Origin of the sequence: Marinobacter psychrophilus (genome assembly GCF_001043175.1) — a bacterium.
GTDB lineage: Bacteria > Pseudomonadota > Gammaproteobacteria > Pseudomonadales > Oleiphilaceae > Marinobacter > Marinobacter psychrophilus.
Genome location: NZ_CP011494.1, coordinates 3,699,903 through 3,724,264, shown reverse-complemented (window position 1 = coordinate 3,724,264; position 24,362 = coordinate 3,699,903). Strand labels below are relative to the sequence as shown.

Below are 24,362 nucleotides of genomic sequence, written 5' to 3'. Positions count from 1 at the left end.
TTGAAAACGTCGGATTTTGTCATTGGCCAGCGCTGGGTTAGCCACAGCGATACAGCCCTGGGCTTGGGCATAGTTACGGATATTTCTGGGCGCAGGGTGACCCTGGGCTTTCCGGCGGCTGACGAAGAACGAACCTACGCCACCGACAACGCGCCCTTGTCGCGTATTATTTATCAGCTGGGTGAAACCATCGAAACCTTTGATGGCGGAAGCTACATCGTGCGCGCGGTTAAAGACATGGCCGGTCTGCTGGTTTACCACGCCGACGATGGCGAAAATGTCCAGACAGTTTCCGAGGTGAAGCTAAGCGGAACGGTGAACTTCTCGGCCCCTCATCAGCGCCTGTTTGCCGGCCAGTTTGACCGCAACGGTGCCTTTCGCCTCCGTTTTGCCACATTGAACCATCTTGACCGTCTGCGGGCCTCGCCGGCCGAGGGCCTGATTGGCGCCCGCACCCAGCATTTGCCCCATCAGCTTTATATTGCCGGCGAAGTGGCTCGGCGTTTTGCCCCGCGGGTACTGTTGGCCGACGAAGTAGGCCTGGGCAAAACCATCGAGGCCGGTTTGATTATGCACTATCAGCTGCATACGGGCCGCGCCCGGCGAGCTTTGATAGTGGTGCCAGATTCGCTGATTCACCAATGGCTGGTTGAAATGCTGCGGCGCTTTAACCTGCGTTTCTCCATTGTTGATCAAAGCCGCTATGACGCTATTAAAGAACAGCAGAGCGACGTGGATGCTCTGATGAGCCATATATTTGGTGAAGAGGGTCGGGAAAACCCATTTGAAAGTGAACAGCTGGTGTTGTGTAGCCAGAGTTTTTTGACCGCCACTGCACAAGCCCGAAATGACGCCATAGCGGCTGGTTGGGATTTACTGATTGTTGATGAAGCTCACCACTTGGCCTGGAGTGAAAGCCACGTTAGCGCGGAATATCAAACAATTGAAAGCTTGGCGGCGGCGAGCCAGGGCTTGTTGCTGCTTACCGCAACGCCAGAACAGATGGGGCTGGCCAGCCATTTTGCGCGTTTGCGCCTGCTGGATCCGGCGCGGTTCCACGATTTACAGGCATTCCGCGAACAGGAAAGCCAGTACGAAGTGGTAAATGCCGTGGTGCGACGATTGCAGTCTGAACACACCATCGCAAGCGGCGATCAGCAAATTCTAGAGCAGTGGCTGGGTTCGCAATTGCCCCAGCTGTTGGCAGAGAGCGACCCCCATCAGGCGATTATTGACGCCCTGCTGGATCGCCACGGCACCGGCCGGGTGTTGTTTCGTAACACTCGCGCTGCTATTCAGGGTTTTCCTGCACGTTTTCCACACCCGGTGTCACTGCCGTGCCCCGAAATTTACAGCGGCTTTACTCGCGGAATTGACGGCCTGACGCCCGAACGTAACGAGCCCGACGAAGAGCAGTGGCTGGCGGAGGACCCGCGGGTGGCCTGGTTGCAAAAAACACTGGCGGGCTTGCGCCCGAAAAAAGTGGTGGTGATCTGCGCTCACGCTAGCACGGCTATGGCTTTGGAGCGCTATTTGCAGCTGCGCGCCGGTATTCGCAGCGCAGCGTTCCACGAACATTTAAGCCTGATAGAGCGCGACCGTGCGGCAGCTTACTTTGCTGATTCAGAGCAGGGCGCCCAAGCGCTGATTTGCTCCGAGATCGGCAGTGAAGGCCGTAACTTCCAGTTTGCCCATCATTTGGTGCTGTTTGACTTGCCGGCTAACCCGGATCTGTTGGAACAACGCATTGGCCGTCTAGACCGTATCGGCCAAACCAACGCCATTGATATTTATATCCCCTATCTGGAAGGCACCAGTCAGGAAGTTCAGTACCAATGGTTCCAGCGTGGCCTGAATGCCTTTGCAGAAAGTTGCAGTGTGGGTGTGGCGGTGCAGGAGTCTGTGGCGGATGCCTGGCAGCAGTCGCTGGCGGGCGACGCCGCCGCTCTGGAAACTCTGGTGAAGGCTTCTGCGGCGGAAACGGCGCGCCTGAAAACCTTGCTGCAGAATGGCCGTGATGCGCTTATTGAGCTGAACTCCTGCCGCAACGAGCCGGCGCAACGTTTGATTGACGCTATTGAAGCTGAAGAATCCGCTGCGGCCGTGCGCGACTATATGATGGAAGCCTTCGACATTCTGGGTGTGGATGTTGAAGATCATTCCGAACATTCAGACGTGCTGCGCCCGGGCGAGCAGTACCAAGCTGGACACGTGGCAGGCTTGCCCGAAGATGGCATAACCGTCACCTGGGAGCGAGACCGCGCGCTGGAGCGCGAAGATCTGGCGTTTATGAGCTGGGAGCATCCTATGGTAACCGGCATTATGGAGTCTGTGACCAGTTCCGGATTGGGTAAAGCCGCGCTGGCAACCATGTCGGTGAAGGCATTGCCGGCCGGCACCCTGTTGATGGAAGCACTGTTCACTGTGCATTGCCCGGCGCCAGAAGCTCTTCAGTTGACCCGTTATCTGCCGGTCTCGCCGTTGCGTTTGCTGGTGGATGTCACTGGCAAAGATTTGTCGAAAGCCTTGCCCCATGACCGCCTGAACGATATGTGTTCTAACATTCGCCGGCGCACGGCGCAGGCGATTGTGCCGCAAATTCGCGCCCAGGTTGAGATCATGGTGGATCATTCTCAATGCCTGGCCGAGCCGCACTTGCAACCGCTGCAACAAAAAGCACTGGCGCAGGTGGACGCGATGTTCGGCCCGGAAATACGCCGCCTGGAAGCCTTGCAGGCGGTGAATCCGGCGATTCGTGATGAGGAAATCGAGTATTTCCGAACCCAGTTGGCCGCCGCCCGCGAAGCAATAGGGCACGCGACCCTGGCGCTGGAAGGCATTAGAGTGATCGTAACCGCCTGACGCTATGACACGCCGAGCTTAGCTGGCCAGATATTAAGCAATCAGGTAACGTAAAGTGATAAAAGCCAGCGGTTCAAACCACCCATAACAGGGGAATTGATGATGACGTTCATACTCTTTGTACTGGCGATAGCCAGTTTATTGGTGGTGATGCGCCAAGAAGCCGGAGCCAAGACTGCGGTGGGTGTTATGGTTGGAGTGGGCTTGGTATCGCTGCTGTTTGCATCGTTCTGGCTGGCACTGCTGCTATTTATTGGCGCCGGGATTACGGCCGCTGCCGGCTTGCCGGGTTTTCGTCGCAGCTGGTTAACGCCCAAAGCCTTTGCCCTGTTCAAGAAAGTCGCCCCGAAAGTGTCTGAAACGGAAAAAGTAGCGCTGGAAGCGGGCACGGTAAGTTGGGACGGCGAGTTGTTTACCGGCAAACCCGACTGGCACAACCTGCTGATAAACCGCAACACCGGCCTTACGGATAAAGAACAGGCGTTTTTGGATAATCAGTGCAACCAGGCGCTGGCCATGTGTAATGCCTGGGACATAGCCGTAGAGCGCGCCGACCTGCCGGAAGAATTGTGGGATTTCCTTAAGCGCGAAAAGTTCTTCGGCATGATTATCTCCGAAGAATACGGTGGCCTGGGATTTTCCGCGAAAGCTCAGACCGCCGTGCTGCAGCGCCTGGCTGTTAACGAAATGCTGATGGTGACCGTTGGCGTGCCCAATTCTCTTGGGCCCGGCGAGCTGCTAATAAAATACGGCACCGATGAGCAAAAAGAATATTACCTGCCACGCCTGGCGGATGGCCGTGAAATACCCTGTTTTGGCCTCACCGGCCCGCGTGCGGGCTCCGACGCCACCTCATTGCCAGACACCGGAATTGTGTGCAAGCAAGAAGTTGACGGCAAAGAAGTGATTGGTTTGCGGCTGAATTTCGAGAAGCGCTGGATTACCCTGGCGCCAATTGCCACGGTGGTGGGTTTGGCTTTCCGTATGTTCGACCCCGATGGTTTGCTGAGTGACGTTGAAGATCGCGGAATTACTTGCGCACTGATTCCTCGTGATACCGACGGCATGGAAATCGGCCGTCGCCATTGCCCAATAGGAAGCCCGTTTTTGAATGGCCCTATTATTGGCAAAGACATGTTCATTCCGCTGGACTACCTGATCGGTGGTGAAAAAATGGCCGGTGAGGGCTGGCGCATGCTGGTGGAATGTTTGTCGGTCGGTCGTTGCATTACCTTGCCGTCTGGCGCTGCTGGTGGGGCGGCTTTCGCGGTGGCTACCGCCGGTGGTTTTACCCGGATAAGGCGTCAGTTCAATACGCCCATAGCGGAAATGGAAGGCGTTCAGCAGTCGCTGGCGCGGATTGCGGCCAAAACGTACATTGCTCAGGCGGCGGTTAACCATACCGCCAACATGATTGACCAGGGCCAGAAACCGGCGGTGCCATCGGCGATTCTGAAATACCATCTGACCGAGTACCAGCGTGACGTTCTGTGCGATGCCATGGACGTTCACGGCGGTAAAGCAGTCACCCTTGGCCCACGCAATTATAATGGCATTTCGTTCAGTGGCTCGGCAGTGTCTATTACCGTTGAAGGTGCCAACATAATGACCCGCAGCCTGATGATCTTCGGTCAGGGTGCTATTCGTTGCCATCCCTACGTGCTGAAAGAGCTGGCGGCGAAAGACAACGACGATATAGATGCCTTTGACGAAGCTTTCTTCGGCCACGCCGGTTTGGTGTTTGGCAACGCTGCCCGTGCCTTTACCCAGGCTTTGGGTCTTGGCCGCGCAGACGTGCCGTTTGATCACGGTGCGCGTAAATACGCTCAGTCTGTGGCCCGCTTTAGTGCTGCGTTCGGGCTGTGTTCCGATGCGGCCATGACCACTCTGGGCAGTGAGCTGAAGATGCGCGAACTGACCTCTGCGCGTTTGGGTGACATGCTGTCGAATTTGTATTTGGCCTCTATGGTACTCAAACATTGGCATGAAACCCAGCCGGTGGACGGCGAACAGGCACTCATGGCCTACAGTTTGGACATGCTGCTGGCGCGCACGGAAACAGCGTTGGTGGAATTTCTTGATAACTTGCCCAATCGTTTAGTAGCCGGTGCGCTGCGGGTAGTAACCTTACCCATTGGCCGGCGCTGGACAGGCCCAAGCGATGCGCTGACCCACACCGTGGCGAAGGCTATTTCAACGGATTCGCCGCTGCGGAAAAAGCTGTTGTCCAGCCTGTGGGTGGGTGAAGGTGAAAGCGGCGTCGACGCCGTTATTTCCAACCCCGTGGCCAGTTACAACAACTTGTTAAAAGACAACGCCAAAGCTGAAAAGCTCTATCGCAAAGCCAATAAGGCCTACAGCAAGGGCGAACTGCCGATCACCGCTTTGCACCCGGAGCAGCGTTTTGAAGCGGCTTTGGAAACGGGCGTGTTTAGTGAGGAAGAGGCAATCTTCATGCGCGATTACGAAGCAAAAGTACTGGAAATGCTGACGGTCGACGACTTTGCCTTTAACGAGTTCGCACGCAACAAAAAGTCGGTGATTGATCACAATCCCTCAGAATCGCAGCCTTCTTGAAGGCGCATTGAGAATGTGGTTGTCAGTTCTGGCCATTAGCGGTGGTGCGGTGCTCGGCGCGAATTTGCGCTGGGCACTGAGTTTGTGGCTGAACGCCAGCCATCACCATGTGCCGCTGGGCACTTTGGTGGCCAACATGGCCGGCGGCTGGCTGGCGGGGTTTTTACTGGCCTGGTTCAGCCACAGCTCGAGCCTGTCGCCGGAATGGCGCTTGTTTGCAATAACCGGCCTGTGTGGCGCGTTAACGACATTTTCCACTTTCTCGCTGGAAATGCTCACGGCTTTGCAACAGGGAAAGTGGGGCATGGCGCTGGTGGGTGTTCTGGCCCACGTTTGCGGTGCTTTGCTGATGACAGCTGTTGGCTTTTACACTGTCGCATTGATTAAAAGTTGATCCGCACCATTACCTATATAAAATTTTCAAAATCCACTTGGCAAGCCCTGGATTCCCGAGTAGAGTAAATCTTGAAGGAAATATTCAGTGAAGCATTTAATTAAGAAGACGTAGTCCAGCGGTTGGCGTTAAACCCAGCGATGAGCAGTTACCGTCCCTTTTTTGATTCCGCAGATTCTGGTTTTCCGTAAACACCGGCTTAAGCCATGTTGGCTGAGCGGGGTGAATAATTGATTGATTGCAGGATATTTGAGCATGTCTACTACTACCGGTACTGTTAAGTTCTTCAACGAAGCAAAAGGATTTGGTTTTATTACTCGTGAAGGCGGCCCCGACGTATTCGTTCACTACAGCGCTATTCAGGGTGGCGGTTTCAAGACTCTGGCAGAAGGCCAGCAAGTTGAGTTTACCGTTACTCAGGGCCAGAAAGGTCCCCAAGCGGAAAACGTTGTACCTCTGTAATCCCGCTTGGATGCAGAAGTAACCCGCTATAAAAAAAAGGCAGCTAACGCTGCCTTTTTTTATGGCTGTGATTCGTTCTGAATAAGATTTTAACAATGGCTGCTTAGCGGGTGATAACCGCAGCGTCACCGCGGCCTTCCACCGCGGCCAGTTCCGCGCTGGATAACCACTCGCCGGGTGGTAATGCCATTACGCTGGCGCAAGCCGCCAGAGCGTGGGCCCAGGAACAACCATTGGTAAACAGCATGCCGGCTTCGTTCAGCGTGCCTCCATGGTTGCGGTAGCCCAACACCCGTGATGTTGCCGGTGCGGGAAACAGCGTGTGCAGATGGCCACGGAACACCTCTGGGCGCATGTGCGTTAGTGCGACCCGGCGGCTTAACCGGCTTGGGAATAGCTGTTCACGTTCCAGTTCATTCACGCACACAGCGGCTTCCAGGGCGTCGCGGGGCTGACGCAAACGTCCTGGCTCCTGAACGTACACCAGGCGGAAAGCTGCACTGCTGTCGCGCAATCGTTCACAGGCACGGATGGCTTCTGAAAGCTGGTAGGCACCATTGGCAATCACCATAACCGGTTCGCGCCCGCCAGTGTCTTCATCAATAACAATCGCTCCCTGACGCGCTAGAAGCGCCGCTTCGGCGGTGTTGAACACGCATGGCCGCTCACGCTTTGGGACAACCATGCAGGTAATGCGACCGCGGTTGCGATAAATGTCGGGCATCAGCGCCAGGGTGCTGCTGTAGTCAGCGGGGAACACCACGCGGGAGACATCGCTCATCTCCCCTAGTAAGCTTTCACAAAACGTTGTGTCTTGATGGGACTGCTCGTTCTTGCCGTTTTCCCAAGTGTGGGACGTTGCTACCACGGGCAGGCCCAGCCAGCGCGCAGGGCGCCCTACTGCGGCCTGGTGGCGGGAGAACATTAATTCCTGGCGGATGGCTCCGAGCATTTTTACGCAAAAGGCTTCGTAGCTAGCCACCAGGTTGAGCCCAGCCTTGTTAGCCAGGCAAGCAGACACCACCGCTTCTTCATTTAAGACGGTAATAACCCCGCCCAAAACCGACTCATTGTCGTTTTCCGGTTCGTTCACCCGGTGCTTTAACAGGTGCAATACGCCCTCCAGACGGTTGCTCACAAGCTCGTCCGGGTTTCCCACGCGGGGCCTTAATGTTGGGTTTGCCCCAACAAGCGCGCAGAAGAAATCGCTGATGGCGGTCATCGGCGATGCGGCTTGCTGCACCGGCGCCAACGTTGGAATAACCGGGTCTGGAGGATTGCGCAGAGCCAGAGGGTGGTCCCGTTCTAGCGGTCTTTTTTGATCCTGGTGGCGGTTCAGCGTGCGCAGTGCAGCGTTCAGTGTGTCTGGCTCAACGTGCAGCGGCGTGGTGTATTGATGAAACAGTTCGCGTATGCGTGCGTCAACCCGCGGGTTGCCCGGCAGTGGCAAATTATGCGCAGAATTTTCGCCGGCGCCGTAAAAACCGAAGCCTTTGATGGTTTCGGCAATGCCGTAAGGAATCCGTGCAGGGTAGTTCTGCTGACCACTCAATACGGCTTCGGCCTGTTCTTCCAGCGCCCATTCCATATCCAGTATGGCGCACACAAACGCCGCAGGGTCGCGACCATCAAAACGGAAGGGTGCAAAGCCGCGGGCGGACAGATGTTCTTCAAAGCGCTCTAGGCCTTCGCGGGTGCCCAGCTCGGTACGCTGTTCAATGCGCCGGCCGTTGGCAATCATGATGGGCATGATCGAACCGCAGTCTTCAGCGCGCCACCAGCGCGGAATCCAGTCGCTGCCACGCTGTTCTTCGGCGGCGCCGTCAGACAAAAACGCCACCAGAGATTCGCCGGGTAGCGGCATGTGTGCGTACTGCAGTTCGGCAAAGCCCAAATAGCCGCCTTCAATAATGCCGCCGGCGGTGTAAGGATTAACGTGGCTGCCCAGGGGCGCTACGTTGCTGCCATCTGGATTCTGGCGGTAACTGTAAAAATCCCGGGCAAGCTGTGTCAGGCCATCTGCTCCACCGTAGGCCTGCTGCTGTTCCGGGTGCAGGTTGCCGGTCAGAACATTCAGGGCGTCAATAGCGGCGACGCAGTGACCTTGGCCCATTAACCAGCTGCGGGTTTTTCCGGTCAAGCTGTTGGTGGCTAGGTAGGCGGCGTAGGCAGGCACCATATTCAGCGCGCCACCGGTATGGCCTTCGGGTTTGGGTTTGAAGTCATCCGCCGCCAAGGCCCTGCCCTTGCGGCATACGCGGTTGGTGTAGGTCATGTGCACCACTTGCCACATGCCTGCACTGGCAAGCCGATCTAGAGCAGCCAGGTGATGGAATACGGTTTCCAGGTTTGGCTGCAGCTTGCGATTGACCAGTTGCCGGGCCACGCGCAGCACGCTTGCACACAGCCGGTCACCGTGGTTGATAACGCCATAACCGGCGCGCCAGTAGTCGTATGCGTCTTGCGCATTGCCAGTCAGGGTGTTGACTAGAGAATCGTTGTTTAGGTCGTGCGCAGACATATTAGCCTTCTATTCATTTCGAAGTATGGTCGGAGTATATGCGCGGCAGATTCGGGGACTATTGATGCAGGTCAGCGTGGTGGCCTGCACAGATTACACGGGAGTAACATCGGGTGTCGGCTGCCGCGTAACCGGCGGTTTGGGAATTTCTAGGTAAAACTGGCGATTTCGGCGCTGGTTAAAAAGCGATGCTCACCGGCGGCCAATGCCGGATCCAGCGTTACCCCACCAATGCGGCTGCGGTGCAGAGTAGTGACATGATTACCAACGGCGGCCAACATGCGTTTGACTTGGTGATAGCGGCCTTCAGAAATCGTTAGCTCTACTAGCTGTGACTGCAGCACCGTCACTTGAGCGGGCTTTGTCGGCTTAGTGTCGTTACGAAGCATCACGCCGGCTTCCAGAGCCGCGATAGCCGCTTGTGAAATGGGCGCACTCAGAGCCACTTGGTAGGTTTTCGGGCACTCCACTCTTGGTGAGGTAACCCGGTGTGACCACTGACCATCGCTTGTTAGTAATAGCAAACCGGTAGTGTCAGCGTCCAGCCGGCCGGCAATGTGAAGATTGCGGGTCAGCTCTGCCGGCAGAAGGTCCAGCGCTGTGGGTTGGTCGCTGTCGCGGGTCGCACTGATAAACCCTGCGGGCTTGTTGAGCATCAAGTAGCGTTCAGTAGGCAGGGCAACGGGTTCCCCTTGCAGCATAACCTCGGCATTGGCTGGAACGGCGGTTGCCGAACTTTTCCATACGATGCCGTTTACCTGAACGTCACCAATGGCTATGGCGCGTTTTGCTTCTTTGCGTGAAAGCTCCGAACTGGTGGCAATAAATTGATCGAGGCGCATGGACTTCAACACTCCTGGCCGGGAGCTGGCGTGGCAAGGTTGGCTAGGCACAGAATCGGGATGGCGCCGGTTATGCGGCCCCACAGCAGGGGCAGCGCAGCGTTATTAAAGGCGGGCCTGGGTGCTTGTTCGCCATTGCCGTTCACCAGTGCGCCATCCCGCTCATTGGCAAGAACAAATGTAAAAGGATGCGCCCCGGGAATGCCCAGGCGCACATCGGTGGCGGTAATTTCACCGTTGCGTGTCTGATAATCAAGAAAACCCCGGGTAAACCATTCCAGGCGACGGGTTTCAGGCAGTTGCGCAACAGAATTGGCAAGCTCCGGTTGGCGCGGGAAATATTCAAGCATTAAGGGGCTGTCGCCATCCAAAAAACCGGTCACGATTTCAACACGCTGCTGTTCGGTGATTGCGGTGGCGCGCCAGAGCACCGTGTTGAAGGGCATAGGCTGCACCAGAAGTTCGGCGTCGGCAAAGCCTGCGCTGGCAAGGGCTGGTTGCACGCGTTCGGTTATTACCTGCTGAGCTGCAAACGACCAACCGAGATACCCGGTGGACAGCAGCAGGCCGGCCGCTAAGACGCGTACAGCCGCAGGCCGCAGCAAAAAAGCAGCGCAGCCCGCCAGCAGCGGTAGCGTATACAGAGGGTCGATAATAAAAACACTGCTGATAGCCAGCGGCCGGCCAAGGGGCCAGAACAGTTGTGTACCGTAGGTGGTGAAGGTGTCCAGAATAGGGTGTGTCAGCAACACCAGCGCGGTGAGTAACAGCCAGCGGGAAAACCCAAGTTGTGGCTTCCAGCGCCAGAACAGGGCTGCAAGCAGCAGCGACAGAGGTGCAAGTACAAACAACGAGTGGCTAAAACCCCGGTGCTGGGTGAAATTGGCGACGGCCGAGCCATAATCAATCAGCACGTCTAGATCGGGAAGCGTGCCTAATAGCGCGCCGGTGATCAGAACCGATCGCCCGAGCGTTTTACCGGCTACAAGGCCTGCGATGGAAGCGCCAAGAGCCATCTGCGTGATTGAGTCCATGAAGATCGCATCATTTTGGTGAGTAAGGTTATCTACCGGCGTATCAAAGTACCGGCGTTATCTGCAAAACGCGTAAAACCTGAGGCCCCGGATAACCGTCGGCGACCAGCCCGTTGGTAATTTGGTACTGACGGATAGCGGCGCGGGTGGCCGGGCCCATAATGCCATCTGGCGCGCCGGCGGAATATCCACGTTGTTCCAGCTGCTGCTGTAACTGCATGATGTTGTCGCGGGACAGCGCAAGCGCATCGACCGGGGGAGGGTTTTGTAACCCGCCTGCACCGGCGATACGGTCGGCCAGATGGCCCACGGCGATGGCGTAAAATTCCGAGCGATTCCAGCCCATAATCACTTTAAAATTGTGATAGGCCAAAAACGCTGGGCCTTGGTGGCCGGCGGGTACGATCAATGCTGCATCAATCGCCTCCTCGGCCAGGGGCCCGCCTGACGCATTGGTAACGCCAAGCTGGTTCCACTGCTGCAGAGATTGACGACGGCCATCGGCCAGGGCAAAGTTAAAGTTTTCGGGTAGCTGTACTTCACGACCCCAGCGGTAGTCGCCATCCCATCCCATCGATTGCAAAAATTGCCCGGCTGACATCAGCGCGTCTGGCAGGCTGTTCCACAAATCACGGCGGCCATCGCCGTCTGCGTCGACGGCGTGCTTCAAAAAGACCGTGGGCATGAACTGCACGTGGCCCATAGCACCGGCCCAGGAACCTTCCATTTGCTCAGGGCTAATGGCGCCTTCGTCAACAATCTGCAGAGCAGCAATCAGCTGGCGGGTAAAAAAGGTCTTGCGGCGCTCATCACAAGCCAGTGTCGCTAATGAGCTGGGCACCGACATTTTGCCAAAATAGCTGCCGTAGTTGGTTTCCAAGCCCCAGAAGGACAGCAAATAGGCGGCGGGCACGCCGGTTTCATTGGTCACTCGTTGCAGTAGATCGGCGTGCTCTATTAATAGCTGACGGCCGGTATTGATGCGAGTGTCGTTTACCCGGCGGTTCAAATAGTCAGCAAAGGGCGTGGTAAATTCCGGCTGGCGCCGGTCCAGCTCAATTACCCGTTCCAGATACTCCGCGTCAGCCAAGACGCTGCGCGCGGTTTCAGCGCTAACGCCGGCGGCTATGGCCTGTTGTTGCAAATCTGCTTTGCACGTCTCAAAACTGTTGAGCGCAGCAGGCTGGTCCGTGGCCTTGTCGGCAAGGCTGGCGCTGGCGTTCAGCGGCATAGCGGCCAGCATGCCGGCACACAGGGCCGTGGCGGCCGGGCGAAGAAGGCGGGAAATGGAGACGGGCACGTAGAACCTCCGGAAAATGGGCGTAGGACGTATTATTGACGTCCATAGTAGCGTTTTTTGCGGTCCTAAAAACACACTTGCCACTGCTGGCGGGTGACAAATCAGTAACCTACACCCACAAGATGGAACCGTACTTTACGCGACGGGCTTCTATGGTGAGGGTTTGTTTTATAGTAATGTATAACATACGAAAAACAGCGTAATAGAAGGTCGATCCAATGGCGATGCTGACAGCACTGGTAGTAGATGACGCCAGCTTTGTGCGGGACCTGATCAAGCGTGCAGTCAGGCAGCAGTTTCCGATTATCGAGACCATCGATGCTGCTAACGGCAAAAAAGCGCAGATGCTGATGTCACGCACCACCTTTGACTTGATTCTCTGCGACTGGGAAATGCCGGAAATGTCAGGGCTGGAGCTGCTGCAGTGGATGCGACAACAGCCCCAGTACGCCAAAGTGCCGTTTATTATGATTACCAGCCGCGGCGATAAAAGCCACGTAATTGAAGCCATACAGCAGGGCGTGTCGGACTATCTGGGCAAACCGTTCAGCCCTGACGGTCTGGGTAAAAAAATACGCAAAGTTATGGGACAAACGTTGGCGCAGGCCATGGCAAACGCTGGCAAGGCACCTGCGGTTCAGGCCGATGCCTTGGCACTTTCGGCCTCTCTGTTGACCCGTAAAACGGAGCTCCCGACCGCTTCTGCAACGCCTGCGGAGCCGGCCGCTGTTGAGGCAGTTGCGGCGTTTCCCCAGCGCCAACCCACCGCAAAGGCGCGCCCAGTGATGAATATGGCCACCGTGCGTTTTTCTGACCACACCTTGCAGTCGGTGGTAAAAGACATCAACCTCAACGAGGTTCGGGTGATTGCCCGCCGCGACCAGCAGTTTCCCGGCATCCTGGACCAAGCGGTGGTGGATATTGAAATTTCGGAAACTGATGTTGCGCGGTTAAACGGATACGTGCATCAGCTTCAGGCGGTCGACAAACGCCAGGACACAGACTTTATCAGCGCCACTATCCGCTTTGTAGATGAAGATCCGAGAAAAATGGAAGACCTGTCGCGCTTTATTGCCCACTTTCGAGCGGTAGCGCCTCGCTAGCAACGATCCGCTGCGCGGGGAATTGGCAACTAAAGGTACTGCCCTTCCCCAGGCTGCTACTGATTATCAGTTGTCCATCGTGGTTCAACAGCACGTGCTTAACAATAGCCAGACCCAGCCCCGTGCCGCCGGTGTCTTTGTGGCGACTGGGGTCAGCGCGATAAAAGCGTTCCGTTAGCCGCGGAATGTGGGTTGGGTCTATACCAATGCCGTTGTCTTCCACCGTTAGCAGTGGACCTTGTTCGCCGGCGCTCCAGTGAACGCGAATCTGGCCTTGTGCAGGGGTGTACTTTACCGCGTTAAAAATCAGATTAGAAACCCCGCTGCGCAACTGTGACAAGTCGCCGCGTATTTGCGTCGGGCCGTCGATTGTCAGCTCAATTCGGTGTTGCTTGCCGCCACTGAGGGCGTTTGCGTCATTGCAGACCTGTCTCAGCAGAGTGCCTGCATCAACGGTGCCTTCGTGCAGATTGCGATCGCCGGTTTCAATTTTCGACAATAGGATCAGATCTGCAATTAAGGCTTCCATACGCGCCGATTGGCCTGCCATGGTGGCCAAAGCGCGTTGCCAGTTGGCCGGTACTTCATCGCTATGGTCCGACAGGGTTTCCAGGTAACCGCTAATAACGGTCAGCGGTGTGCGCATTTCATGGGATAAGTTGCTAACAAAATCCTGCCGCACCTGTTCCAGCTGATGCAGGCGGGTAACGTCTTTGATGAGCAATAGACGATCGTTATCGCCAAACAGGCTGATTTGAATCTGCAGGCGCAGGTGGGCGCGAGCCGGAGCGTTTAGCTCCAATGGCTGCTGGTATTGTTTCTGTTCAAAGTAATGGATGAATGCGGGTAGGCGAATCAGGTTCTGAATCAGCTGTCCCTGGTCGGTGCCGTTACGCAGATTTAGCAGGTAATCTGCGCTGCCGTTCCACCAATCTATAGCGCCGCGGGAATCGGTCATCACCACGCCATCGCGCATGGCATTGGCGGATTGTTGCACCTTTTGAAGACGCTCTTGTAGCGCAGATCGGTGTTTGATGTGCTGTTTCTGGAGTTTGTTCAGGCCGTCAAAAATATTACCCCACAAACCTACGCTGTCTGGCGCTTCGCTGGCGGTGTCCGGTTGCGCCAGCCAGCGTAGCAGGCGTTTTGTTTGCGCGAGGGTCCAGCCCAGGTAAAGCAGCAGACCGGCGAGCAAGCCGTAAAGTGGAAAGCCTACCAGCCAACCCAGCAGCAAGCTCAATCCTAGCAGGGCAATCATCAAACGCAGGTATTGTGACCAGTTCTGTTGCATGGCAATGAGTCCGTAACGGGTTCGGCGCTTAGCCGGGGTCTGCGGAAAATCGGTAGCCGGCACCGCGAACGGTTTGTACTAGATGGTCGTGATGAGTGCCAAGCGCTTTGCGCAACCTGCGGATGTGGACGTCTACGGTGCGCTCGTCCAGATATACGTTTGCTCCCCAAACCTGATCAAGCAGCTGGCTGCGACTGTACACCCGGTCCTGATGGCTCATGAAAAACTGCAGCATGCGGTATTCTGTTGGCCCCAGTTCCAGTTGTCCGAACTGACTACTAACCCGGTGGCTGAGCGGGTCCAGAGTCAGACCGCCTACTTCCAGAGCACTATCAACGCCGGCGGGAGTGCTGCGTCGCAGCACGGCTTTTAGCCGGGCCAGCAATTCCCTCGGGCTAAATGGCTTGGTGATATAGTCGTCGGCGCCGGATTCAAGACCCAGTATTTTGTTATCTTCTTCGACTTTTGCGGTCAACATAATAATGGGAATTGCCGCAGTAGTATCGTCTTTTTTCAGCCGCCGGGCCAGCTCGATACCGCTGGTGTCTGGCAACATCCAGTCCAGCAAAATCAGATCCGGGCGCTTGTCGACAATCAGGGTGTGGGCAGCCTTTGCGTCGGCGGCTTGCAGGCAGGCATAACCCGCCATTTCCAGGGCCACAGTGACCATTTCGCAAATGGCAGACTCGTCGTCTACAATCAGAATGGTTTTTTCGGGCATGGCGGTAACCTGCTTTAGCGTTGCGTTGAATTCGCCGTATTACACCCGCTTACTGTTACAGATGTGTGACAGCGGGTCGAGAGTTTTGCTCAGGCGAGCATGCGATCAACGGCCAGCCCGGCAAACAGCGCAAAACCTGCCCAGTTATTGTGTAAAAAGGCTTTGAAGCATCCGGCCCGGTCGCGCTCACGGGCCAGAAATTGATGGTAAATGAACAGGCAAGCCATGGTCAGCAAACCCATATAGTAAAAGGTACCCAGTTCGGCCTGTTGGCCGACCAGCAGCAGTATGGCGATGATGGTGGTTTGCAGAATGCCCAGGATCAGGCGGTCGGCGTCACCAAACAGCACTGCGGTGGATTTTATGCCCACTTTCAGATCGTCGTCGCGATCGACCATGGCGTAAAAGGTGTCATACACCACCGACCAGATAACATTGGCAATGAACAGTAGCCAGGTGACTTGGCTGAGTTCACCGGTTTGGGCAGCCCAGGCCATCGGAATGCTCCAGCCGAAGGCCGCGCCCAGAAATACCTGGGGTAGGTGGGTATAGCGCTTCATAAAGGGATAAACAAACGCCAACAGAGCGCCACCAAAAGCCAAATAGAGGGTCAGCGTGTTGGTAAACAGCAGCACCATTAAAAAAGATACCAGGCCCAGTCCAACAAACAGCGCGACGGCTTCCCAGGGCTGGATGCGGCCGGTGGTTAACGGCCGGTCTTTGGTGCGCTCGACGTGCCTGTCCCATTCGCGGTCAGCAAAGTCATTAATGGCACAACCCGCTGCACGCATAAAATACACGCCGAGCGTGAATACCATCAGGTTGCTCAGACTGGGCATGCCGTCGGCGGCCAGCCACAACGCCCAATAGGTGGGCCATAGCAACAATAACGTGCCCACGGGGCGGTTCAGACGCAGCAGTAGGGCGTAATCCCGCAGGCGTAAACGAACGTGATCGGGTAAGGCGTTGGCTAGCATGGCAGGGTTCGCTGGTCGGTAATAACGGTGAATGTGCAGGGGATTATAGCCAGTGCCGGGCGCGGGTCAAAAAGCTGCTGCCAACTCTGGCGGAATCAAGTTCGTTCTGCGCCGCAGTAAAGCTGCGGTAGCAGGTATTCGCACACCATCAGCGAATGCTGGCGGCCTTGCCTGCGGGTGTGAAACAGCGAACGCCGGGCCAGCCGCGGTTGCCCGCTATGGGTGCCCTTGCATAACCCGGTTTCGAGTGGGCCTCGATGCCACTGGCGGTGGCTGAATAGGTAGGCGCCCAGTGGCCGGTTGCCCAAGTTGCGAAGCTGGCGGCCTGGCCCTTGCAGGCAGGCCAAGGGAATAACGGTACGCGCCAACACCCAAGGTTGGCCATCGCCGCACAAGCGCACTTCGCGAATCCACGCTTGCTGGCGCCAGGGAATGTTCAGCTTGCGGGCTTCTTCGACGCGGGGCAGGGCAAAACCTTCGCTGGCGACTTCTACCTGAAAGCTTTGCTGGCAGCGTTGCTGCAACGCTCGGGTGAATGAGCCCTGAACGTTTAACCAGTAGCGCGCCGGGCCATGAACCTGAGGGTCGCGCAAGCCCGCGGCCGCTGGCTGGCGATACCAGCAGGCCGGTGGGACTGTTAGAGCGCAGGCCGCCGTTGGGCTGTTTTTACAGACCTTTGACAGCATAGATACCAGGCGCATTACGCCAGTAGCCTTTGTAGTCCATACCAAAGCCGAACAGAAAGCGGTCTTCGACATCCATACCGGTGAAATCGGCTTTCAGACCGGGTCGACATTTGCGATCGTGCTGTTTGTCTACCAGTACGGCGGTCAGCACTTCAGCTGCGCCGTGTGCGCGGCAATAATCGGCGATGGCGCACAGGGTCGTACCTTCGTCCAGAATGTCGTCAACAATCAGAATGATACGGTCGTTCATGTCAGCTTCCGGCCGCAGCTTCCACTCCAGAATGCCGCCGGTGGTTTCCTGGCGGTAACGGGTGGCATGCAAGTATTCGGCTTGAACGGGAAAGTTTAGCTGGGTGAGCAGCTGGCCAGTGGTGATCAGGCCCCCGTTCATCACGCAGAAAACCAGCGGGTTGCTGCCTTCAAGGCGTTCGGTGATAGCGCTGGCCAGAGCAGTAATAGCGGCCTGTACCTGCTGATTTGGAACCAGGCAATCGGCTTCGGCCATTACCTGCTTCATTTCGGCGACGGTATCGATCATAACGGGCGGTCCTGTCTTAAAGCGGGCGATTATACCGGAGCGATGAGTGTGAAGGGAGAGCTAACCGGGCATGGAGGGGTCTGTATTTATGGCTACACGTGCAAAACAGGCATACTGACCCCCGTCGCAAGGTTACGGCGGGCGTTAATGACCGTGTATTTTCCGCGGTACGATTGGCCCGGGTGCCAACTTGAAGCGTAGATGAACGGCAAGCGTCATTAATAGTAATAGTAACAGGAGCAGGTAATGAAGAAGTGGCAATGTGTGGTGTGTGGGCTGATTTATGACGAAGCCGAAGGCTGGCCGGAAGACGGTATTAAGCCAGGAACGGCCTGGAATGACGTGCCAGAAGACTGGTTGTGCCCGGACTGCGGTGTGGGTAAGGAAGATTTTGAAATGATCGAAATCGACTGAGGCGGGTACAGCATGACAACAGCTTCTGAACGCAACCCCATTGTCATTGTTGGCAGTGGCTTGGCCGGTTACTCGTTGGTGCGGGAGCTGCGCAAGCACAACGCGGACGCACCCATACTGCTGGTAACCGCCGATGACGGCATCAGCTACTCAAAGCCCATGCTGTCTAACGGCTTTGGTAAAGGTAAAGATGCCAATGGCCTGGCTCAGGCTAGCCAGCATTCGATGGCTGAACAGTTTGATCTGCAGCTGATACCCCATACCCGGGTGACCGCTCTGAATCCGCAAGCCCATCAAGTTCTGTTGGGTGACCACTGGCAAAGCTACAGCAAGTTAGTGCTGGCCTGGGGTGCGGAAGTGGTACCACTGCATCTGGCTGGTAGTGGCAGCAGTTCTGTGTATTCCATTAATGACCTGAACGACTACCGTGCCTTCCGTGCCGCCTTAACGGGCGCTGAGCGAGTGGCCATTATGGGCGCCGGACTGATCGGCTGTGAATTTGCCAATGATTTGCTTCTGGGCGGGTATCAGGTAGAAGTGATTGCGCCCTCGGCAACGGTGATGCCCACGCTTATGCCTGAACAGGCCGCTTGCGCGCTGCAAAATGAACTGGAGGCGCTGGGTGTGACTTTTCACCTGGAGACCCAGGTTGATCGCATTGAGCAAGTGCCGGCTGGAGTCGATGGTGGCGTAATCCTGGCGCTGACCAATGGCCGGCAACTGCAGGCCGATGTGGTGATTTCGGCAGTGGGGTTAAGGCCGCGGACCGAACTGGCACAACAGGCCGGGCTAGTGGTGAACCGCGGTATTGTGGTGAATCGGGCACTGGAAACCTCGGCGCCGGATGTGTATGCCCTGGGCGACTGTGCTGAGGTGGATGGACAACTGCTGCTGTACGTTATGCCGCTAATGGCGAGCGCCCGAGCGTTGGCAAAAACCCTGAGCGGCGAGCGTAGCGAGGTGCTCTACCCGGCCATGCCGGTGATGATAAAAACACCTTGCTGTCCGGCGGCGGTAAACCCACCACCGTTGGGCGCGGAAGGGTATTGGCAAGTCGAGCAGGATGGCAATCACGTGAAAGCGCTGTTTAATAATCCAGAAGGTAAGCTGTTAGGCTTCGCGCTAACCGGTCGCTTTGCCATGGAGAAGCAGGCGTTGTCGCGGCAGTTGCCGGCGCTGCACAACGCAGTTTCCTGAGCGCTAATTATCGGTTTTCATTGCCAAGCTGCGCGCCCTGGGTGAGAATTTAGGTCGTTTGCTTATTATTACTCAACAGGAGCCAGCATGCTGGATATAACCCGAAAACTGGTGGATTTGCTGAACGTGAGCGCTATCGGCGTAGATCATTTCCAGGGTGACAGCGAAGATCTAGGATTTCCAAACGTATTTGGTGGCCAGGTTCTGGGCCAGGCGCTGATGGCCGCCAGCCGTACCGTGGAGGACCGCCTGTGTCATTCTCTGCATGCGTATTTTTTGCGCCCGGGTAATCAACGCATGCCTATCGATTATGAAGTGGAGCGGGTGCGCGACGGTGGCAGCTTTTCTGTTCGGCGGGTGACCGCGCGCCAGGAAGGCAAGGAGATTTTGACCTGTTGTGCGTCTTTCCAAAGCGATGAGGCAGGTTTTGAACACCAGTTTGAAATGCCAAAAGTGCCGGCACCGGAAACCCTGAAAACCGAGCAGGAGCTGGGCGAACTGCTGGCGTCCCATGTTTCTGAAGCCCTGCGCCCTCTGCTGACGCGCGACCGCCCGGTGGAGTTTCGCCCGGTCGCCCCGAGTGACCCGTTACATCCCGAACCCCGCCCACCCCGAGCCCAGGATTGGGTACGGGTAAGGGGTGCCTTGCCGGATGACCCGGTGCTGCACCGCTGCTTACTGGCCTATGCCTCGGATTTCTCGTTTTTGGGCACGTCGCTGTTGCCCCATGGGGTCAAGTTTTGGGATGGCAGCTTGCAGGTAGCTAGCCTGGACCACGCTATGTGGTTTCACCGTGATTTCCGCATGGATGAGTGGTTGTTGTATGACAAAGACAGCCCAAGTGCGGCGGCAGGGCGAGGGTTGAATCGTGGTAGTTTCTATAATGCTTCCGGCGGAATAGTTGCTTCCTGTACACAAGAAGGCTTGATTCGCCTGCGAAAAAGCCAGTAGCGGCACAAAATGGACCCGTCAAAGCCGAGGTAAACAGCTCTGACTGGCATTTTGGTTTTTGTCTTAGGTGTGTGTTTTTAGTTGTTTGACCCATTCTTGCGCCCACTCAGCGGCCTCAATCTCGGGCGCCATGGTTTCCATGGCGTCGATGCGCAGGGTATCACCCACTTTACGCGCGGAGGTTTCATAGAGGGCTTCTTCGATCAGTTCGCCGGCGCCGCAAAAAGTGTCTCCGTAAGAGCTGTCACCCAGCACGATGCTGCCAAATGGGCGGCCGGGCTGCTGTGGCAGCTGGTCCCGCAAATCCACATAAAACTGCAGGATGTTTGAGGGCAGTTCACCCTGGCCAGTGGTAGAGGTGCACACTAGCAGGGCGTCATTGTTGTCGGTGATGTCAGACAGCTGGGGCTCTTCCAGAACCGTTACACGGTAACCGAGCGGCGTCAGTGTCTTTTCGACGGCGCGGGCACTCATCAGAGCGCCGCCGTAAACGCTACCAACAAGAATGCGGATGGCTTGCATAGAAAAATTCCGAACAATTGAGTGAGGTTTGGGTTTCTGGTAATGAGAAGCAGCTGCAACCATTTACAGGCTGAGATAATAGCCCTGACCGATCGTTTTTTGCAATACGGTGATTTATGCCGGATTTATTTCAATTTCATTGCAAAAATTTTATAGTGCCGCCTGCAGTTTTGCTGCACTCAGATGACGCCATGCCACATGAGATATTCCATGATATGAGCCGTTCAAGCGGATTTCTGGACACAGTTCTTACCAGCCCCTCCACGGAACGCTTTCGGGTTGGAATCAGCCTGTTGTTTTTACTGGGCGTTTGGTTGTCGGTAGGCTCGTTTGCGAGTGGCTTGCCAAACGGCATGCTGCTGATGGCTGCTGCTGTGATTGGTGGCTATATGGCCATCAACATCGGTGCCAACGATGTTGCCAACAATGTGGGCCCGGCGGTGGGCTCTGGCGCTTTGTCGCTGGGCGCCGCGGTCGCTTTGGCGGCTGTCTTTGAAGCCGCTGGCGCGTTGATTGCCGGCGGCGACGTGGTGTCTACCATCAAAGGCGGGATTATCGATCCGTCTAACCTGAGTGACGACGGCTCCTTTGTCTGGTTGATGACGGCAGCCCTGCTGGCCGGCGCGCTGTGGCTGAACCTGGCCACCTGGATGGGTGCTCCGGTGTCTACCACCCATTCTATTGTGGGCGGGGTACTGGGGGCAGGTATTGCCGCCGGAGGCTGGGGCATTGCGGACTGGGGCGTCATGGCTAAAATCGCAGCCAGTTGGGTGATTTCACCGGTGTTGGGTGGTGCTTTGGCCGCTCTATTTTTGTACCTGATAAACCGCACCGTGTTGTATCGGCGCAATGTTATCGCGGCGGCGCGCATTTTTGTGCCCTGGCTGGTGGCCGGTATGGCCTGGGCGTTTGGCACGTATCTGATGCTCAAAGGCCTGAAAAAGCTTGTGTCGCTGGACTTTATGGGTGCAGCGCTGGTGGGTCTGGTGGCTGCGGTGGTGGCCTTCTTTGCGATACGCGCGTTGGTTAACCGCAAAGCCGCGACGATGGAAAACAACGCCGCCGGTGTAAACACGCTGTTCACTTGGCCGCTGATTTTTGCTGCAGCGCTGCTTAGTTTCGCTCACGGAGCCAACGACGTAGCCAATGCCATCGGGCCCCTGGCTGCTATAAACGATGCCCTGGCCAACGGCGGCGTGGTGACGTCCTCCAGTATTCCTTTATGGGTGATGGCGGTAGGCGCCTTGGGTATTGCGTTGGGCCTGATGCTGTTTGGCCCGCGGCTGATCAAAACCGTGGGCAGTGAAATCACCGAGCTGGATAAAACTCGCGCCTTTTGCATTGCACTATCGGCTGCTTTGACCGTCATTTTGGCGTCGCAACTTGGACTGCCGGTGAGTTCCACCCACATCGCCATTGGCGGTGTGTTTGGCGTTGGCTTCCTGCGTGAGTATCTGAAGTCGAATTACGCCACCCAACTGCACAAGATCATGGAACAGCGGGACTCCGAAGAGCGCGAACGTTTGAAACCATTTTTGGACGATTTCCGTAATGCCTCAATTGAGGAAATGGAGAACTTGCTCAAGCGTGCGAAGAAAAATAAAAAACAGGTGCCGCTGACAAAAAACGACCGTAAACGGCTGAAGAAAGTCTACCGGGAAGAGATGGTTAAGCGTTCCCACCTGACTCGTATCGCCGCGGCCTGGATTATTACCGTGCCGGCGTCGGCATTGATGGCTGCCGTGTTGTTTTTTACCCTGCGTGGGCTGATGATTTAGTGTCCTGTTTGGCAAACGAATGAGCGAAACGGGCCACTAGCCGTTCAAGGCAAGTTTGCCCATACTGAGTAACACGACGTGGGAGTGATAGCTTCCGAAATCTTATTTGTTGGGGAGTGAGCTTATGAGTACATCCGTTGAAAGCAACCAAGCCAGGATAATTAACGAGCTGAGGGTGTTTATCAAGAAAGTAATGAGCGAACCCACCATTGCGGTCAGATCAATGGACATTGCCCGCAAGCACAAAGGTGAACCCAATTCTGACGAGGCTATCGCGCGGGAGATCAGCTCCAGCACCAGCATTCGTATTCCGGAAAAGTGGAGCGATGCAGACCGTATGTTTCTAGACATTATCCACGAAGTGCTGGACGACGAAGACGCGCTGTATTAAGCGCGGGTGCAAGCGCTCGCACAGAACAAACAACAACGGCGCCTTATGGCGCCGTTGTTGTTTGTTCTGTCTGTTTAGAGCGGATTAGAAGCGCTTAGGCTCGCGCCCTGGCGCCTGCGGCCAGGTTGTTCAGAATTGCCATTTCGTCGGCAATACCGTTTTCGCCGGCCAGCAGCCGTTGCTCTGCCAGAATGTCCGACAGTATGTCGGCGGTGGTCAGCGGGTTAGCCAGCACCACGCGGAATACAATGCAGGGAAAGTTGTAATAGTTGTCCGGTTCCAGACGAGTACGGGAGACAAACGCTTTACCCCTTTCACGCTGGGTTTTCTGGATAAACTTGGTGACGCGGTTTAAGCTGGTGTTGATCTTTTCCGCCAGCATTTCATCGGCGCTTTCTAGAGCCTGCCGGACCTGAGCCGGGCAGTAGCGATAGGTCAGAATGTTCAGTTCGGGCCGGGTGATCAGCTCAAAATCTTCTGCCTCATCAATCATGGCCGCAAAAGTGCGGGCCTTGCCAATGCCCGTGTCAATAAGCAGTTCATAACCTTCGCGTGCCAGAATTTTCAGGCCTGAATGAATCAGCATGGCCATGCCCGGGCGCGAGCCTTCAAGCGTGGTGCTGCCCAAATCCCGCGAACCTTTGCGGATAACGTACTGGGCGTGGTGTTCAACCGCACTGGCCAGGCTGGGGTCGCGGAACACCACCAAACCCACGCCCATGGGCACGTACAGCTGTTTATGGGCGTCAAAGGTGACCGAGTCGGCTTTTTCAATGCCTTTTAGCAGCGAACGATAGCGTCGGGAAAACAGGGTTGGCCCACCCCAAGCGGCATCTACGTGAAAGTGTGCGCCGAATTCGCGGGCGATATCAGCCATGGCTTCCAGCGGATCTACGTTGCCGGTTTCGGTCGTGCCGGCAACGCCACAGAGAGCAATTACCTTGATCTTCTGTTTCTGCAATTGCAGGCATTTTTCCCGCAACGCATCAATCTGGATACGGTTGTTGCTGTCGGTTGCCACAGTCACCAGTGCATCTCGGCCCAGGCCCAATATGTCGGCGGCTTTGCTCAGGGAATAATGGCCGCGGCGCGACACAACAATAGCGGCGCCTTCGTAGCCGTAATATTTCAAAGCGCGGAACAGGCCTTCCTGTTGCAAACCGCGGAAGTTACCTTCCGCCGGAAATGCGTGGTTGCGGGCTACCCACAGCGCAGTCAGGTTGGCAACGGTGCCGCCGGAACACATGGCGCCCAGTGCGTAGCGGGGGTTGTGCATCCACTTGCGGTAGAACGAACCGTCTTGTTCGAACACCAGCCGATGAATCATGCCCAGTACTTGGCGCTCCAGGGGTGTAAACGCCTTTGAGGTTTCGGTTTTCACTAGATTCTGGTTCAGGGCAATCATGATCTTCGACAACGGCAGCATGAAATAGGGCAGTGCCGACGTCATATGGCCGATAAAAGCGGGTGATGCGGTGTGTACCGAGTTCGCCACCAGTTTGTCGAGTAGGAACTGGGTTTGCTCAGACACAAAAATGGGCTTTTCTGGCACGCTGTATTCGGAGAAATTTTTCTCAACGTCAGCCAGGTCACGCTCTACCGCAACAATGTGATCCTGAAGAAAACCGGCAAGATTACGGGATATATCCTGGTCAATCCGGCTCAGGGTAGAATCGGGTGCCTCAGGAATCGTGAAAACACGATACATTGCCTCTACAGAGGCCTGGGCGGATTTTTTAATTCCGGTCATAGGGCGCCACGCGCAGTCTGGAGGAGCCGTAGTATACGGCGTGAAAAGTGG

At 56.2% G+C, this 24,362-nt stretch carries 21 protein-coding genes; 10 read left to right on the top strand and 11 right to left on the bottom strand.

Annotation, left to right across the window (positions count from 1 at the left end; all coding sequences use genetic code 11):
* From rapA to ABA45_RS16890, 4 genes are all read left to right on the top strand, one after another.
* Positions 1–2,862 carry an RNA polymerase-associated protein RapA gene (gene rapA / locus ABA45_RS16905; protein ID WP_048388107.1) on the top strand — a complete coding sequence of 954 codons (2,862 nt, stop codon included), beginning with the start codon at positions 1–3 and terminating at the stop codon, positions 2,860–2,862.
* Positions 2,863–2,964: 102 nt separating this feature from the next.
* Positions 2,965–5,439, top strand: coding sequence for an acyl-CoA dehydrogenase (locus ABA45_RS16900; protein ID WP_198147187.1), 2,475 nt, complete (start codon positions 2,965–2,967; stop codon positions 5,437–5,439).
* A 13-nt stretch (positions 5,440–5,452) separates the two neighbouring features.
* On the top strand, positions 5,453–5,833 hold the full coding sequence (crcB, locus tag ABA45_RS16895) for a fluoride efflux transporter CrcB (protein WP_048388103.1): 381 nt from the start codon (positions 5,453–5,455) through the stop codon (positions 5,831–5,833).
* Positions 5,834–6,088: 255 nt separating this feature from the next.
* On the top strand, positions 6,089–6,295 hold the full coding sequence (locus tag ABA45_RS16890) for a cold-shock protein (RefSeq protein ID WP_007348333.1): 207 nt from the start codon (positions 6,089–6,091) through the stop codon (positions 6,293–6,295).
* 103 nt (positions 6,296–6,398) lie between these two features.
* Here the strand turns inward: ABA45_RS16890 and ABA45_RS16885 are convergent, their stop codons facing one another.
* The 4 genes from ABA45_RS16885 to ABA45_RS16870 all read right to left on the bottom strand — a co-directional run bounded on the left by ABA45_RS16885 (position 6,399) and on the right by ABA45_RS16870 (position 11,992).
* Positions 6,399–8,816 carry a phosphoketolase family protein gene (locus ABA45_RS16885; RefSeq protein ID WP_048388101.1) on the bottom strand — a complete coding sequence of 806 codons (2,418 nt, stop codon included), beginning with the start codon at positions 8,814–8,816 and terminating at the stop codon, positions 6,399–6,401.
* Positions 8,817–8,965: 149 nt separating this feature from the next.
* On the bottom strand, positions 8,966–9,658 hold the full coding sequence (locus ABA45_RS16880) for a pseudouridine synthase (RefSeq protein ID WP_048388099.1): 693 nt from the start codon (positions 9,656–9,658) through the stop codon (positions 8,966–8,968).
* 5 nt (positions 9,659–9,663) lie between these two features.
* Positions 9,664–10,692 carry a metal-dependent hydrolase gene (locus ABA45_RS16875; RefSeq protein ID WP_048388097.1) on the bottom strand — a complete coding sequence of 343 codons (1,029 nt, stop codon included), beginning with the start codon at positions 10,690–10,692 and terminating at the stop codon, positions 9,664–9,666.
* Positions 10,693–10,735: 43 nt separating this feature from the next.
* Complete coding sequence (locus tag ABA45_RS16870) at positions 10,736–11,992, bottom strand: lytic murein transglycosylase (protein WP_048388095.1); 1,257 nt, start codon at positions 11,990–11,992, stop codon at positions 10,736–10,738.
* A gap of 218 nt (positions 11,993–12,210) precedes the next feature.
* On the opposite strand from ABA45_RS16870, the gene ABA45_RS16865 reads away from it, so the two are divergent.
* On the top strand, positions 12,211–13,095 hold the full coding sequence (locus tag ABA45_RS16865) for a response regulator (RefSeq protein WP_048388093.1): 885 nt from the start codon (positions 12,211–12,213) through the stop codon (positions 13,093–13,095).
* Here ABA45_RS16865 and phoR read toward each other — a convergent pair.
* The 5 genes from phoR to ABA45_RS16840 form a co-directional block, all read right to left on the bottom strand.
* Positions 13,061–14,386 carry a phosphate regulon sensor histidine kinase PhoR gene (gene phoR, locus ABA45_RS16860; RefSeq protein WP_048388091.1) on the bottom strand — a complete coding sequence of 442 codons (1,326 nt, stop codon included), beginning with the start codon at positions 14,384–14,386 and terminating at the stop codon, positions 13,061–13,063. The two genes, ABA45_RS16865 and phoR, sit on opposite strands and share 35 nt — an antisense overlap.
* A gap of 28 nt (positions 14,387–14,414) precedes the next feature.
* Positions 14,415–15,107, bottom strand: a complete 693-nt coding sequence (phoB, locus tag ABA45_RS16855) for a phosphate regulon transcriptional regulator PhoB (RefSeq protein WP_048388089.1) — start codon at positions 15,105–15,107, stop codon at positions 14,415–14,417.
* Between the two features lie 89 nt (positions 15,108–15,196).
* Complete coding sequence (gene ubiA, locus ABA45_RS16850) at positions 15,197–16,084, bottom strand: 4-hydroxybenzoate octaprenyltransferase (RefSeq protein WP_048388087.1); 888 nt, start codon at positions 16,082–16,084, stop codon at positions 15,197–15,199.
* A 95-nt stretch (positions 16,085–16,179) separates the two neighbouring features.
* Positions 16,180–16,785 (bottom strand): chorismate--pyruvate lyase family protein, encoded by a 606-nt coding sequence (locus ABA45_RS16845; protein WP_048388085.1) that lies wholly within the window; start codon positions 16,783–16,785, stop codon positions 16,180–16,182.
* Positions 16,751–17,308 carry a hypoxanthine-guanine phosphoribosyltransferase gene (locus ABA45_RS16840; protein ID WP_014872863.1) on the bottom strand — a complete coding sequence of 186 codons (558 nt, stop codon included), beginning with the start codon at positions 17,306–17,308 and terminating at the stop codon, positions 16,751–16,753. The genes ABA45_RS16845 and ABA45_RS16840 overlap by 35 nt, the downstream gene beginning before the upstream one ends.
* 246 nt (positions 17,309–17,554) lie before the next feature.
* Here ABA45_RS16840 and ABA45_RS16835 point away from each other — a divergent pair, with 246 nt between their 5' ends.
* The 3 genes from ABA45_RS16835 to ABA45_RS16825 all read left to right on the top strand — a co-directional run bounded on the left by ABA45_RS16835 (position 17,555) and on the right by ABA45_RS16825 (position 19,870).
* On the top strand, positions 17,555–17,722 hold the full coding sequence (locus tag ABA45_RS16835; RefSeq protein ID WP_007348344.1) for a rubredoxin: 168 nt from the start codon (positions 17,555–17,557) through the stop codon (positions 17,720–17,722).
* Between the two features lie 12 nt (positions 17,723–17,734).
* Positions 17,735–18,919 carry an FAD-dependent oxidoreductase gene (locus tag ABA45_RS16830; RefSeq protein ID WP_048388083.1) on the top strand — a complete coding sequence of 395 codons (1,185 nt, stop codon included), beginning with the start codon at positions 17,735–17,737 and terminating at the stop codon, positions 18,917–18,919.
* A gap of 87 nt (positions 18,920–19,006) precedes the next feature.
* Positions 19,007–19,870, top strand: a complete 864-nt coding sequence (locus ABA45_RS16825; protein WP_048388081.1) for an acyl-CoA thioesterase — start codon at positions 19,007–19,009, stop codon at positions 19,868–19,870.
* A gap of 63 nt (positions 19,871–19,933) precedes the next feature.
* Here ABA45_RS16825 and ABA45_RS16820 read toward each other — a convergent pair whose 3' ends face one another.
* Positions 19,934–20,392 (bottom strand): flavodoxin, encoded by a 459-nt coding sequence (locus ABA45_RS16820; RefSeq protein WP_048388078.1) that lies wholly within the window; start codon positions 20,390–20,392, stop codon positions 19,934–19,936.
* A gap of 215 nt (positions 20,393–20,607) precedes the next feature.
* Between ABA45_RS16820 and ABA45_RS16815 the strand changes: the two genes are divergently transcribed.
* The gene (locus ABA45_RS16815) at positions 20,608–22,170 is read left to right on the top strand and encodes an inorganic phosphate transporter (RefSeq protein ID WP_048389206.1); all 1,563 of its coding nucleotides are present in this window, start codon (positions 20,608–20,610) and stop codon (positions 22,168–22,170) included.
* Positions 22,171–22,294: 124 nt separating this feature from the next.
* Positions 22,295–22,561 (top strand): hypothetical protein, encoded by a 267-nt coding sequence (locus ABA45_RS16810; RefSeq protein WP_007348349.1) that lies wholly within the window; start codon positions 22,295–22,297, stop codon positions 22,559–22,561.
* Positions 22,562–22,655: 94 nt separating this feature from the next.
* On the opposite strand, the gene panP is transcribed toward ABA45_RS16810, so the two are convergent.
* Positions 22,656–24,311 (bottom strand): pyridoxal-dependent aspartate 1-decarboxylase PanP, encoded by a 1,656-nt coding sequence (panP, locus tag ABA45_RS16805; protein ID WP_048388076.1) that lies wholly within the window; start codon positions 24,309–24,311, stop codon positions 22,656–22,658.
* Positions 24,312–24,362 lie beyond the last annotated feature (51 nt).